A 12,803-nucleotide genomic window follows, 5' to 3' on the forward strand; every position below is an offset into this window, starting at 1 on the left:
CCATGGCACTCTTCTTTATACATCGCCCGATCTTCGCCTGGGTCATCGCCATCACCATCATGCTTGGCGGCCTGCTGGCGATCACGACACTTTCAGTTTCCCAGTATCCCGAAATCGCGCCGACGACGGTGCGCATCACAGCCACCTACACAGGCGCGACGGCAGAAGCCATCGAGAATTCGGTCACGATCCCCATCGAGGAGGCGATGACAGGGCTCGACGACCTCACCTACATGACCTCGAGTTCGTCGACCGGCTCGGCATCGGTCTCGCTCACGTTCGGCGACAGCATCGATCCGGACATCGCCCAGGTCCAGGTGCAGAACAAGCTGCAACTCGTGGAGTCCCAACTTCCCGATACCGTCCGCCAGCTGGGCCTGACGGTGACGCGGTCGACGCAGAGCATCCTGATGGTCGGCACGCTGGTCTCGACCGACGGAAAGCGCAGTTCGCTGGAGCTCGCAAACATCCTGTCGGGTTCCGTCGAGGACCAGATCAAGCGGCTCGAAGGCGTGGGAGGCATCAATTCCTTCGGCTCCGGCTATGCCATGCGCATCTGGCTCGATCCACATAAGCTCAACCAGTATCAGTTGACGCCGAGCGACATCACCGCGGCCGTCGAAGCGCAGAACACGCAGGTGTCTGCCGGCTCCATCGGCGGGCAGCCTGCTGTCGAGGGCCAGCAACTCAACGCCACCGTGACCGCGCAGAGCCAGCTGAAGACGGTGCAGGAGTTCGAGAACATCATCCTCAAGACTGCGACGGGAGGCGACATCGTCCGCCTTTCCGACGTTGCGCGCGTGGAAATCGGACAGGAAACCTACGGCAGCAACTCGCGCTACAACGGCCTGCCCGCCGCCGGTTTCGGTATCAACCTCGCCACCGGAGCCAATGCGATCGACACCGCCGAGCGCGTGCGCGCGGCCATGGACTCGATCAAGAACACCTTCCCGGAGAATGTCGAGGTCTATTATCCCTACGACACCTCGCCGTTTGTGGAACTCTCGATCGAGAAGGTCGTGCACACGCTGATCGAGGCGATCGTGCTCGTCTTCCTCGTCCTGCTACTTTTCCTGCAGAACCTGCGGGCAACGCTCATCCCGACGATTGCCGTGCCGGTCGTGCTGCTCGGAACCTTCGGCGTCCTCGCCTTATTCGGCTATTCCATCAACACGCTCACCATGTTCGCAATGGTGCTGGCGATCGGTCTCCTCGTCGACGACGCCATCGTGGTGGTGGAAAACGTCGAGCGCATCATGAGCGAGGAGGGGCTGAGCCCCAAGGAAGCCACCATCAAGTCCATGGGCGAGATTACCGGCGCGCTGATCGGTATCGCGATGGTCCTGACCGCGGTCTTCATACCGATGGCCTTCTTCGGCGGCTCTGTAGGCGTGATCTACCGGCAGTTCTCGGTCACCATCGTCGCGGCGATGCTGCTGTCCGTGGTGGTGGCGATCGTGCTGACCCCTGCCCTGTGCGCAACGCTGCTGAAGAACGAGCACGGTAAGAAGAAGAACCGGGTCTTCAGGGCCTTCAATGATCTCTTTGCCCGCACGACGAACGGTTATGTCTCCACGGTCCGCACGCTACTCGGCCGCTCCCTCGCCGTGGCCATCGCCTTCGTGGCGGTCGGTGTTTCGACGTGGTGGCTCTACGACAGGCTGCCGACCTCCTTCATTCCCGAGGAGGATCAGGGCGTTCTGATGGTCATGATAACGCTTCCCGAAGGCGCCATGACCGAGCGCACCGAGGCAGTGGTCAAGACCGTCGAGAATCACTTCCTGACAGAGGAGAAGGATTCGGTCGAAAGCGTCTTTGCCGCTCTCGGCTTTGGCTTCGGCAGCAGCGGCCAGAATTCGGCCATGGCTTTCGTCCGGCTCAAGGACTTCTCCGTCCGCACCGGAGAGAACCAGACGGCGCAGGCAATCGCCGGCCGTGCCATGATGGCATTCTCCAAGATTCGCGATGCTCAGGTCTTTGCACTGTCTCCGCCATCCATGCCCGGTCTCGGCAACTCCAGTGGCTTCAGCATGTATCTCGTCGACACCGGCAAGAACGGCACGACGGCACTGAGAGAGGCTGCAAACACCCTTGCCAAGCAGGCCGAGGCAAGCGGAGAGATCAGCAGCTTCCGCGGCAATACCACCAGCCTGCAATCTCAGCTGAAGATCAACATCGACCAGGAAAAGGCGGGTGCGCTCGGAGTCGGCCTCACCTCCGTAAACGGCATGCTCTCGACGATCTTCGCCGGAACAGAGGTCAACGACTTCATCCTCAACAACGAGATCAGGCCGGTCAAGGTGCAGGCTGACGCTCCCTACCGCATGCAACCCGACGACATCATGCAGTGGTATGCACGCAACGACGATGGCGAGATGGTGCCCTTCTCCGCCTTTGCAACGACGAAGTGGGTGGAAGGCGCCCCGACGCTCGCCCGCTTCAACGGCAACAGCGCGGTGGAGCTCAACGGTTCGCCGGCTTCAGGGGTCAGTTCCGGCGATGCGATGGACCGCATGGCGGAACTGACTGCCGCCCTGCCGGGCGGATACGGGGCTTCCTGGTCTGGCATCTCCTACCAGGAGCGTCTGTCGGGATCGCAGGCACCGATGCTCTACGCCGTATCCATGCTGGTCGTATTCCTCTGCCTCGCGGCTCTCTACGAGAGTTGGTCGGTGCCGGTCGCAGTGATTCTCGCCGTCCCCGTCGGCATTCTCGGAGCGTTGCTTGCAGCCGGGCTCTTCTCGCAATCCAACGATGTGTATTTCAAAGTAGGGTTGCTGACGACCATCGGGCTTGCCGCCAAAAATGCAATTCTTATTGTAGAATTTGCAAAGGATAGGCAGGATGCTGGGCTGGGGATAATCGATTCGACACTGGAAGCCGCTAGATTGCGTCTCCGACCGATCATCATGACGTCACTCGCTTTCATATTGGGAGTGCTGCCGTTGGCGATCGCGACAGGGGCCGGATCTGCCGCGCAGAATGCGATCGGCATAGGCGTTCTAGGGGGAATGATTTCTGCAACACTTCTTGGAATATTTTTCGTCCCGTCGTTTTTCGTGCTTGTGCGCTCGATCTTCGGACGAAAGATGCGTAAAGAAAAAGTGAACTGATTGGTCACGGCGGCGCAGACGCCTGTCAGGGAATGGACATGAAAATCATCAAAGCAGCCTTACCGCTCACCCTTCTTCTCCTGTCCGGCTGTGTCGTCGGACCGGACTATCAGGCTCCCGATACGGCGCTTCCCGCAAAATTTTCGGAGAGCGGATCAAAGCCCACTCCGAATGTTACGCTGAACCCCTGGTGGGAAGCGTTCCGGGACAAGAAGCTGAATTCGTTGATTCAGCAGGGGATGAACGAAAACCTCAGCGTTCTGACCTCGCTTGAGCGGATCGTCGAAGCGCAGGCGAACGTCGTCGCCGCCGGTGCCGGCGCCCTACCGCAGATCAACGGCAGCGGCTCCGCAACGGCTTCCGGCGAAGACGGAAAACCGGTGAACGGCCATACCCAGACCAAACAGATGAACGCCGGCGTCGGCGCCTCATGGCTGCTTGATCTCTTCGGTCAGTACAGGCGCGCAGTCGAATCGGCCAACGCTTCACTCGATGCCGCCTATGCCGATGTGAATGTCACCCGCCTTGCCTACTTCTCGGATCTTGCCACCAGCTACATCGATCTTCGCTACTATCAGGAAGCCCTGGCACAGACCCGCGTCAGCCTGGCGTCCCGCAGGGAAACGCTGAAGCTGACCGAGGATATCCGTCAGGCAGGCGCTGCATCGAGCCTCGATGTCGTTCAGGCCGAGGGTCTCGTCAACCAGACACTCGCAGAGCTTCCGGCGCTGGAGATCGGCTACTATCAGGCCGCGAACCACATCGCGACGCTGCTTGGCCTTCCGGCGGCAACGATCACCAAGAGCCTCGAGAAGGGCGCCGGTCAGCCGGTTGCTCGCTACACGACCAAGACGGGCGTTCCCGCGGACCTCATCCGCAACCGTCCGGACATCCGCAAGTCGGAGCGCGAGCTGGCAGCCGCCACCGCAGCGATCGGCGTTGCGGAAGCCCAGCTCTTCCCGTCCCTCACGCTTGATGGCTCGATCGGCGCCCAGCGGCTCTTCACGAATGCCGTTACCGGCAACCTGACGAGCTGGGCCTTCGGGCCGAGCCTGACCGTGCCGATCTTCCAGGGCGGCGCCCTGCGTGCGCAGGTGGATATCAGCAAGTCGCAGGCACAGCAGCAGTACCTGGCCTGGAAGCAGACGGTTCTGAACGCGGTCGAAGAAGTGGAAGATGCGCAGGTCTCGATCAACCGCGCCATCCAGACCGTTGCAGCCCTCCGGAAGGTTGTCTCTTCCTACGAGGAAGCCCTGTCGCTCGCTCGTGAAAGCTACCGCGGTGGCGCGACGACGGTCCTCGATGTTCTCGACGCCGAACGCAACGTCGCAGACGGACGCCTGTCGCTTGCAGCCGCAATCCGCACGCAGGCCAGCAGCTTCGTTGCGCTGAACGTCGCCATCGGCGGCGCTGCGGACATTGGCTCCCCCAGCCTCGCATCGACCTCGCCCTCGCAGTAAGGTCACACGACGCCTAATTCTGCGTCCATTGAGCCCCGGGATCTTGATGATCACCGGGGCTTTTCGTTGCGTGCCTACGAATCGTTTCCGAAGAACGTTTCCAGTGCGTCGGCAGTGCGCTGGTAGTGCGCGCGAAGGGCTGCGACCGCGCCGAAAGCGTCGCGATCCAGCGCCAGTTGCAACAGGAGCCGGTGCTCGGCCGCGACGTCGCGCGCGCTGCCGGTCACGCTCACCGATATGCGGCGATAGCGATCGGCCCGAGTGAACAGGTTTGTGCAGACCTCCTGCAGGATGGGCGAGCCGCAGCCCGAGATCAGGGCATAGTGGAATGCCTGGTGCCGGTCTTCCCAGTCATCGCGCATCGCCGATGGCATGTCCTCGCGACCCTGCGGAATGCGCGCGAGCATGTGATGAGCGGCCACGAGCCTCGCCTCCCAGTCCTCCTCGCCCTTTTCAATCGACAGCCGCAAGGCCTCTCCCTCGCAGAGCTGACGGTTGGCCGTGATATCCCGCAGCTCGGCCAGAGAGAGCGAAGCCACCGTGTAGCCACGATGATCGTCCAGCGTCGTGAAGCCCTCGGCGGTGAGGCGAACGAGAGCTTCGCGCACCGGCGTGACGCTCATCACGCACAGTGCCTGTAGGTCGGCGAAGCGAAGCCTCTCTCCCGGGCGAAAGGCACCGGTACGGATATTGTCCCTGATCAGCGCATAGGCATCGCTGGCAAGCGTCCGGTTCGCTGTCTTCCTCGTTTCGGTCATCGGCGCCACCTGTTTTCGAAATTTTCCAGATTTTCGAAAATCGTTGACTCCTTGTAAAACTCGTGGAAGGTGAATCGCAATCGAAATCGAGGCTGGAGCCATTTTCGATCGCCTGAATTCGGTTTGGTCGACCGAAACGAGCTCCCGCTGAACACGTCTGAGGAGGACAACGCATGAAACTCGTTCGCTTTGGCGAACCGGGCTCGGAGAAGCCCGGGATTGTGGATGCCGAAGGCAAGATTCGCGACCTGTCCGGGATCGTCCCTGACATTTCCGGTGCTGTGCTCGGCCGCGCCTCGCTTGCCAAGCTGCAGTCCCTCGACACTGCTTCCCTGCCTCTTGCGCCTGATGGCGCGCGGCTCGGCGCCTGCGTGGGCCGCGTCGGCAACTTCATTGCGGTCGGCCTGAACTATGCCGACCATGCGGCCGAAAGCGGCATGGCGGTTCCGAGCGAACCCGTTCTCTTCAACAAGGCCCCCTCATGCGTCGTCGGCCCCGACGACACCGTGCTCATTCCGCGTGGCTCGGAGAAGACCGACTGGGAAGTCGAACTTGCCGTGGTGATCGGCGAGCGCGCATCCTACGTTTCCGAGGCCGAGGCGCTCGACTATGTAGCCGGCTATTGCGTATGCAACGACGTTTCCGAACGCGCCTACCAGCTGGAGCGCGGCGGTCAGTGGACCAAGGGCAAGGGCTGCCCGACATTCGGACCGCTCGGCCCCTGGCTCGTCACCGCCGACGAAGTCGATACTGGCGACCTCGCCATGAAGCTTTCCGTCAACGGTGAACTGGTCCAGAACGGCTCCACGAAGACCATGGTCTTCAACGTACCCTTCCTTGTCCACTACATTTCCCAGTTCATGGCGCTGGAACCGGGCGACGTCATCACCACCGGCACGCCTCCCGGCGTCGGCATGGGCATGAAACCGCCGCGCTACCTCAAGCCCGGCGACACGATGGAAGTCAGCATTGCCGGTCTCGGCACCCAGCGCCAGACGGTCGCCGCTGGCTGACCGGATTGCCAACTCGCCTTCGCCTCCTGCCGGCAATGCCGGCGGGGGCACCTGCCCTTATCGGCAGTTTCTTCAGGCCTTCTGGCAATACTTCGCCTGTTCGGGGTTGCCGGTCTCGTAGTCGCCCGGCTGGGGCGGCGCGATCGGCTTGAAGAGCGAACGATCCGGCTTCAGGTCGATCAGAGGCGTCCCGTCCAGGCAATCGAGGCCACGAACCATGAGGACGTTGCCTTCGATCTTCTCCAGAAGAACGATAGAGGTACCGATGGGATTGGGCCTCACCGGCGTGCGGAGTGCAAATGTCCCGTGGACTTTGCCACTGTTGGCCGGGCTCTGCAGCACCAGATCCCGGCGGGATTTGTCGAGCCAATAGAGGACTTCAAGTCGCTCGAACGCCTCCACGCCTTTGAGAGCCGGCACCCAGGGATCGAAGATCTCGATCTGGCAGAGCGGGCCGTCATGCCGCCCCTGGCGCGGGCAGAGCAGCCGTGATTCCCACGGTGTCCGTATTCGCCCGATGAAGGTGAGACCGGCGTCTTTCCCATCCGGCGGCGTCACGGCCACCTCGTTCTTGCGGATTTCGTTCTCGCGAACCATAGGCACTTCCTGAGTTGCGGACACATGCGCAGAGTGTGGCGCACTTGGTTTCCTCTGGCGATATATTTATTTGAACATATCCCTAGCCAACAAGCGGCTCACCGATATATTCATTGCAATATTTCGAGAGGGCAAGGGAGACGACTATGCCAATCAAACGCCGCAACTGGATGAAACTTGCAGTGGTGACGCTCGCCGCGACATGGGCCGGCCTCACGTTCGTCACCACTCCTGCAGCGGCCCAGGAGAAGATCACGGTGTTCGCGGCGGCCAGCCTCAAGAACGCCCTCGACGCGGCCAATGCGGAGTGGACGAAGCAGACCTCCAAAGAAGCGACAACCTCCTATGCGGCAAGTTCCGCGCTCGCCAAGCAGATCGAGGCAGGCGCCCCGGCCGACATCTTCATCTCTGCCGACCTAGCATGGATGGACTACGTGGCGGAACGGAAGCTGATCAAGGAAGATACCCGCGCAAACATGCTGGGCAACCGGATCGTGCTCGTCGCACCGAAGGACAAGGCCCAGTCGGTCGAAATCAAGGAGGGCTTTGACCTGGCCGGACTCGTCGGCGACGGGCGCCTTGCCATGGGCGCGGTCGATTCCGTCCCGGCAGGCAAGTACGGCAAGGCGGCGCTGGAAAAGCTCGGCGTCTGGTCGTCGGTCGAAGGCAAGGTCGCCGGCGCCGAAAGCGTTCGGGCGGCATTGGCGCTCGTATCACGCGGCGAGGCACCCTTCGGCATCGTCTATCAGACCGATGCGGCGGCCGATCCGGGCGTGGCGATCGTCGGCACCTTCCCCGAAAACAGTCATCCCCCGATCATCTACCCCATCGCGGTCCTGACCGAATCGAAGAACGCCGACGCAGCCGCCTATCTCGAGTTCCTCAAGTCTGCGGACACGGCTCATTTCTTCGAGGAGCAGGGCTTCACCATTCTCAAATGAGAGGTTAGCCTTTTTCGGGAACGACAGAATGCTTGCAACGCTGAGGTGACCGGGTGCCCGCAGAATTGGATTGGCTGAAACTCAGCGATGAGGAGTGGACGGCCATCCGCCTCAGCCTTCTTGTCTCAAGCGTTGCGATGCTGGCGAGCCTTCCGCTCGGAATACCGGTGGCTCTCGCGCTCGCGCGGGGCCGCTTCTGGGGAAAGTCTCTGCTCAACGGCATCGTCCACATGCCGTTGATCCTCCCACCGGTCGTGACCGGCTTCATCCTGCTCGTCCTTTTCGGAAAGCGCGGGCCGATCGGCGCCTTCCTCGATGAGCACTTTGGGATCGTATTCTCCTTTCGCTGGACCGGCGCCGCACTCGCCTGCGCGGTCATGGGCTTCCCCTGATGGTCCGCTCGATACGTCTCTCCATCGAGGCGGTCGACCGCAAGCTGGAGGAAGCGGCGGGAACGCTGGGGGCAAGCCCCCTGTGGGTGTTTTTCACTGTCACCCTGCCCCTGACGCTGCCGGGCGTTCTCGCCGGGATGATCCTCTCCTTCGCCAAGGCGATGGGTGAGTTCGGTGCGACCATTACCTTCGTGTCGAACATCCCCGGCGAAACCCAGACCCTCTCCGCCGCGATCTACACCTTCACGCAGGTTCCCGGGGCGACGCCGGAGCCATGCGCCTGACGATCGTTGCCGTGGCCATATCGATGGCCGCACTGCTCGCATCCGAATTCATCGCCCATGCGATCGGCAGGAAGGTCAATTTCGAATGACACTGCTGGTGGAAATCAGACATCGTCTGGGCGCCTTCACGCTCGACGCTTCCTTTCTGTCGAGCCGCGGCGTGACCGCGCTCTTCGGCCGTTCCGGATCTGGCAAGACTTCGCTGATACGCGCCATCGCCGGGCTTTCCACCCCGGACGAAGGCCGCATCGCGCTCGACGGCGACGTGCTGCTCGATACCGCGCGCAAGATCCGCGTGCCCATGCATCGGCGCCGCTTCGGATACGTATTTCAGGAGCCCCGCCTCTTTCCGCACCTGACCGTACGGCAAAATCTGAATTATGGGCGCTGGTTCTCTCCGCGTGGCGCTCGAAAGGCCGATCTCGGCCAGATCGTGACGCTTCTAGGGATTTCCGCGCTGTTGGATCGCCGACCGGCCAATCTTTCGGGTGGGGAGAAGCAACGCGTCGCGATCGGCAGGGCGCTACTGTCCTCGCCGCGCATGCTGTTGATGGATGAGCCGCTGGCCGCGCTTGACGAAGCCCGCAAGGCAGAAATCCTTCCCTATCTCGAAAAGCTCCGCGACGAGACGAACATACCGATCATCTACGTCAGCCACTCCGTCGCCGAGGTCGCGCGGCTGGCGGACCGCGTCGTTCTGATGAACGATGGCCGGATCGAGGCGATAGGCGCCGCATCCGAGATCCTCAGCGGCCCCTCGATAGTGCTCGCCGCTGATCGACGGGAAGCGGGTAGCGTTCTTGCAGGCACCGTGACCCGCTTCGATACGAACCATCGGCTGGCTATCGTCCAGCTGAAAAATCGCGAGCTCGTCATTCCCAATGTGCATGCGGAGATCGGGAATGCCGTTCGCCTGCATATCCCCGCCCGCGACGTGATGCTCTCGACTGTCAGTCCGGAGGGGATTAGTGCGCTCAACATCCTCGAAGGAACGATCGCAGCCATAGCCGAGGATGGCGATGGAATGGCCAATGTTCGCGTTGACTGCGGGGGCGACGCCATTACCGCCCGCATAACGGTGCTCTCCGTCGAGAAGCTGAAACTGGCGCCGGCAAAGCCGGTCTTCGCGATCGTCAAGACCGTCGCGCTGGAAGCGCACTGAGCGCTCGCGCTGGCCTTTCCGTCAAGACTGGCGTTGCAACGCGTATTGCAGCGGTAGCTTGTCGTGCCTGGTCACAAGCGGAATGACCATGATGGTCGCCATGAGCGCGACGATCAGGACGACGCCGAGATTTATGCTTCGCGATTTCATTGCCCATCCTTCGCCGATTCGCATCATCGAATATGAGGATGCTTGCTGACACCGAGCTGAACAAGAGGCAATTCCAGCTCCTCCGGCATTCAGTAACGCCCTGGACACCGACGTTTTGCCCGGTAGTAGGCGCCCAACCAACCCACCTTTCAGGTTCCTGTCAGGAAATCGGACGAGTTTCCGAGGACCGCAGCAGAGTCCCGCGTCGCTGCGACAGCTGATCCATGCGTGCGCCCGCGGCAAGCCAGCCCCTGCGCATCCGCGGGCCGAAAGGAATGTACGGTGCACTTGGACGCTCGTTCTCCAGCCCGGCCGCGCTGGTCCCGACCCAGGATCGGCAGCGTGACCCTGAGCATTGCCGTCGCTCTCTATGTGCTCGCTGCGACCAACCTCAGCTTCTGGGAGAAGGCCTGGTTCTATCTCGAGGGCCAGCCCCTTGCGCTTGCCCTGCTGGCAACGGGCATCGTGACGGCCTTCGTCGCGATGTTCGTCACCGTTTCCGTCAAGTACCTCATCAAGCCGCTGTTCATCGTCCTTGTACTCGCCAGCGCGGCGGGCGCCTGGTTCACGGACCGCTTCGGCGTGATCATCGATCCTGAAATGATCCGCAATGCCGCCGAAACGACGTCGGCGGAGGCCGGTCACCTCATCACGCCGGGCTTCCTCTGGCACATGGCCATCTTCGGTCTCTTGCCGTCCGCGCTCATCGCGTCGGTGAGGATCGTCCACCGGTCGTTTCCGCAGAAGGTCAAGTGGAACCTCGCGGTCATCCTGCCCTGCCTCGCCGTGTTCGCCATTGCGGGACTGTCTCAGGCCAGCACCTTTGCTTCGGTGAGCCGCGAGCACAGGGACTGGTTCGCCACGCTCAATCCAGTGGTGCCGATCTCAAGCGTCATCAGATACCTCGGTTACCGTGAGGCCGAACGCCATCTTGTTGTGAAGGAGTTGGGAACCGACGCGCACCTGACTTCGCCGGTCGCAAGTTCGCGCAAGCCCCGGGTGACGATCATCGTCGCGGGCGAAACCGCTCGGGCGGAGAATTTCTCTCTTGGTGGATATGGCCGGCTGACCAATCCCGAGCTTGCCGGAAAGGATATCGTCTATTTTCCCAACACGACGAGCTGCGGCACGGCGACTGCGGTGTCCATTCCCTGCATGTTCTCCGTCTATCCGCGAGCAAGCTACTCCCACCGCAAGGGTCTCGAGACGGAGACGCTTCTGGACGTCCTGTCGCATGCCGGCGTTCACGCGGAATGGTGGGACAACAATACCGGCAGCAAGGGCGTCGCGGACCGGGTGACCTACGTCTCCATGCCCGACCTCAACGATCCCCGCTTCTGCCGTGACAACGAATGCGAGGACGGCATCCTGCTGGACCGGCTCGACGGCTGGCTGGACGGAATCAAGCAGGATTCCGTGCTGGTTCTCCACCAGATGGGCAGCCACGGCCCGGCCTATTACCTGCGCTATCCCGAGGCCTACCGGCGTTTCACGCCCGAGTGCCGCAGCGCAGAATTCTCGAAGTGCAGCAGGGAAGAAATCGTCAACGCCTACGACAACACGATTCTCTATACCGATCACGTTCTGGCGACGATCATCGAGAAGCTGCAGGCGCGGGAGGACCACCTGTCGCCATCGATGATCTACATGTCGGATCACGGCGAATCTCTCGGGGAATTCGGGCTTTACCTCCATGGCGCACCGTACATGATCGCGCCGTCGCAGCAGACTCATGTCCCCTTTTTGCTCTGGCTGGGCAAGGACATGCAGGCCTCCGTGGATGTTTCCTGCCTCGCTGCCAAATCCGGGGCTGATTACTCTCACGACAATCTGTTCCACACCGTCCTCGGCATGGCGGACGTCGAGACGACGGTCCGCGACACGAGGCTGGACGTACTCTCGTCCTGCCGGCGCAACGTGTCCTCATGACTGAAGTTTCATCGCTGCCTCCACGCAAGCTCACAGGTCTTGCCCATCTCCAGGCGGCCCTCGGCTACTCATTGGGCGGCGCCACGCGCCTCACGAAAGAGGCGGCCTTCCGCCAGGAGATCCTGTCCTATGCGGCGGCCCTTCTCCTCTTTGCGGCATGAGGAGCGACGGTCAGTGACTACATCATGCTGACGATCCTTTTCGGGCTTCTGATCGCGATCGAGGCGCTCAACACCGCGATCGAGGAGATCGTCGACCGCATTTCTCCGGAGATTTCGCTGACCGGCCGGCATGCCAAGGATCTTGGCTCCTTCGCGGTCTTCTGCCTGCTTGCCGCCAACGGAACCTTCGTTGCGTTCACCGTGCTGATGGCAGCGTTGCGCTGGTGACGCGGACCGGAAAAGCGAACGCCGCGCGATCATGGATCGGCGGCGTTCCGGTGTCTGCGTCTTTGTACCAATTCTCAGGCTACATCGCCAACATCAGGCTTGCGCTTTGAGCCGCTGACCATGGCCGCGACGAGGTTCTCCCGGTGACGTACGCTTTCGTAGGCCACGCCGCAGAGATGCAGCGCGACGCAACCGAGCAGGACATTGGCCAGGGTTTCGTGAAGATTCTCGACCCACTCGACGCCCCAATAGGTGTCCGTCGTCTGCATCCAGCCGGTCAGCGAAAGTGCTGCCATCATGGCAATGAGAACGATGACCATGATGCCACCCAGCGGATTGTGGCCGATGTAGCGCGGCTCGCGTTTGCGAACCATCGCAGCCGCATAGGCGACCACCATACCGGGGCTGCGAACAAACTGCCGGAACCGGGCGTAGCGTGATCCCACAAGGCCCATCAGCAGCCGCGAGGCGACAAGTGCGCCGGCGGCATAGCCGGCGAACTCGTGCATGTCGCGAAGTTCGTCGGCCGTGAGCCACGCCACGACGAAGGTTCCGGCAAGGCCCCAATGAAACATCCGGACGTAGGGATCCCAGACTTTCACGGTAGCGCCCATG

At 61.8% G+C, this 12,803-nt stretch carries 11 protein-coding genes and 2 pseudogenes; 9 read left to right on the forward strand and 4 right to left on the reverse strand.

The features are described 5' to 3' along the window. The first annotated feature begins 2 nt into the window (after positions 1–2). Complete coding sequence (locus tag F3Y30_RS19945; protein WP_203424393.1) at positions 3–3,113, forward strand: efflux RND transporter permease subunit; 3,111 nt, start codon at positions 3–5, stop codon at positions 3,111–3,113. Positions 3,114–3,151: 38 nt separating this feature from the next. After that, positions 3,152–4,573 carry an efflux transporter outer membrane subunit gene (locus F3Y30_RS19950; RefSeq protein WP_203424394.1) on the forward strand — a complete coding sequence of 474 codons (1,422 nt, stop codon included), beginning with the start codon at positions 3,152–3,154 and terminating at the stop codon, positions 4,571–4,573. Between the two features lie 74 nt (positions 4,574–4,647). Here the strand turns inward: F3Y30_RS19950 and F3Y30_RS19955 are convergent, their stop codons facing one another. Then, positions 4,648–5,331, reverse strand: coding sequence for an FCD domain-containing protein (locus tag F3Y30_RS19955; RefSeq protein ID WP_203424395.1), 684 nt, complete (start codon positions 5,329–5,331; stop codon positions 4,648–4,650). A 173-nt stretch (positions 5,332–5,504) separates the two neighbouring features. Between F3Y30_RS19955 and F3Y30_RS19960 the strand changes: the two genes are divergently transcribed. Continuing rightward, positions 5,505–6,344, forward strand: coding sequence for a fumarylacetoacetate hydrolase family protein (locus tag F3Y30_RS19960; RefSeq protein ID WP_203424396.1), 840 nt, complete (start codon positions 5,505–5,507; stop codon positions 6,342–6,344). A 72-nt stretch (positions 6,345–6,416) separates the two neighbouring features. On the opposite strand, the gene tsaA is transcribed toward F3Y30_RS19960, so the two are convergent. Beyond that, positions 6,417–6,941, reverse strand: a complete 525-nt coding sequence (tsaA, locus tag F3Y30_RS19965) for a tRNA (N6-threonylcarbamoyladenosine(37)-N6)-methyltransferase TrmO (protein ID WP_203424397.1) — start codon at positions 6,939–6,941, stop codon at positions 6,417–6,419. Between the two features lie 170 nt (positions 6,942–7,111). On the opposite strand from tsaA, the gene modA reads away from it, so the two are divergent. The 3 genes and pseudogenes from modA to modC all read left to right on the forward strand — a co-directional run bounded on the left by modA (position 7,112) and on the right by modC (position 9,720). Further along, on the forward strand, positions 7,112–7,882 hold the full coding sequence (gene modA, locus F3Y30_RS19970) for a molybdate ABC transporter substrate-binding protein (protein ID WP_246753001.1): 771 nt from the start codon (positions 7,112–7,114) through the stop codon (positions 7,880–7,882). A 65-nt stretch (positions 7,883–7,947) separates the two neighbouring features. Then, a pseudogene (gene modB, locus F3Y30_RS19975) lies at positions 7,948–8,647 on the forward strand (molybdate ABC transporter permease subunit). Beyond that, positions 8,644–9,720, forward strand: a complete 1,077-nt coding sequence (modC, locus tag F3Y30_RS19980) for a molybdenum ABC transporter ATP-binding protein (RefSeq protein ID WP_203424399.1) — start codon at positions 8,644–8,646, stop codon at positions 9,718–9,720. Before modB ends, modC begins: the two are co-directional and overlap by 4 nt. 21 nt (positions 9,721–9,741) lie before the next feature. Here the strand turns inward: modC and F3Y30_RS26650 are convergent, their stop codons facing one another. Then, on the reverse strand, positions 9,742–9,870 hold the full coding sequence (locus F3Y30_RS26650) for a hypothetical protein (protein ID WP_281435407.1): 129 nt from the start codon (positions 9,868–9,870) through the stop codon (positions 9,742–9,744). 342 nt (positions 9,871–10,212) lie between these two features. On the opposite strand from F3Y30_RS26650, the gene F3Y30_RS19985 reads away from it, so the two are divergent. The 3 genes and pseudogenes from F3Y30_RS19985 to F3Y30_RS26760 form a co-directional block, all read left to right on the forward strand. Beyond that, complete coding sequence (locus F3Y30_RS19985) at positions 10,213–11,799, forward strand: phosphoethanolamine--lipid A transferase (RefSeq protein WP_246752818.1); 1,587 nt, start codon at positions 10,213–10,215, stop codon at positions 11,797–11,799. Continuing rightward, positions 11,796–11,960: a hypothetical protein gene (locus F3Y30_RS26755; RefSeq protein ID WP_348649853.1), complete on the forward strand. Its 165-nt coding sequence runs from the start codon at positions 11,796–11,798 to the stop codon at positions 11,958–11,960. The genes F3Y30_RS19985 and F3Y30_RS26755 overlap by 4 nt, the downstream gene beginning before the upstream one ends. Positions 11,961–11,978: 18 nt before the next feature. After that, a pseudogene (locus tag F3Y30_RS26760) lies at positions 11,979–12,188 on the forward strand (diacylglycerol kinase); the annotation flags it as partial. Positions 12,189–12,262: 74 nt separating this feature from the next. On the opposite strand, the gene F3Y30_RS19995 reads toward F3Y30_RS26760, so the two are convergent. Then, a complete protein-coding gene (locus tag F3Y30_RS19995; protein ID WP_203424400.1) occupies positions 12,263–12,802 on the reverse strand; it encodes a cytochrome b/b6 domain-containing protein in 540 nt (179 codons plus the stop codon). Position 12,803: the final 1 nt, after the last annotated feature.

Source organism: Sinorhizobium sp. BG8, assembly GCF_016864555.1.
Lineage (GTDB): Bacteria > Pseudomonadota > Alphaproteobacteria > Rhizobiales > Rhizobiaceae > BG8.

What these genes read in the sequence shown, in the direction of transcription:
- F3Y30_RS26755 (WP_348649853.1), top strand. Translation starts at nt 11,796, where the DNA reads ATGACTGAAGTTTCATCGCTGCCTCCACGCAAGCTCACAGGTCTTGCC.
- F3Y30_RS19960 (WP_203424396.1), top strand. Translation starts at nt 5,505, where the DNA reads ATGAAACTCGTTCGCTTTGGCGAACCGGGCTCGGAGAAGCCCGGGATT.
- F3Y30_RS19995 (WP_203424400.1), bottom strand. Translation starts at nt 12,802, where the DNA reads ATGGGCGCTACCGTGAAAGTCTGGGATCCCTACGTCCGGATGTTTCAT.
- F3Y30_RS19955 (WP_203424395.1), bottom strand. Translation starts at nt 5,331, where the DNA reads ATGACCGAAACGAGGAAGACAGCGAACCGGACGCTTGCCAGCGATGCC.
- F3Y30_RS19950 (WP_203424394.1), top strand. Translation starts at nt 3,152, where the DNA reads ATGAAAATCATCAAAGCAGCCTTACCGCTCACCCTTCTTCTCCTGTCC.
- modC (WP_203424399.1), top strand. Translation starts at nt 8,644, where the DNA reads ATGACACTGCTGGTGGAAATCAGACATCGTCTGGGCGCCTTCACGCTC.
- F3Y30_RS26650 (WP_281435407.1), bottom strand. Translation starts at nt 9,870, where the DNA reads ATGAAATCGCGAAGCATAAATCTCGGCGTCGTCCTGATCGTCGCGCTC.
- tsaA (WP_203424397.1), bottom strand. Translation starts at nt 6,941, where the DNA reads ATGGTTCGCGAGAACGAAATCCGCAAGAACGAGGTGGCCGTGACGCCG.
- modA (WP_246753001.1), top strand. Translation starts at nt 7,112, where the DNA reads ATGAAACTTGCAGTGGTGACGCTCGCCGCGACATGGGCCGGCCTCACG.
- F3Y30_RS19945 (WP_203424393.1), top strand. Translation starts at nt 3, where the DNA reads ATGGCACTCTTCTTTATACATCGCCCGATCTTCGCCTGGGTCATCGCC.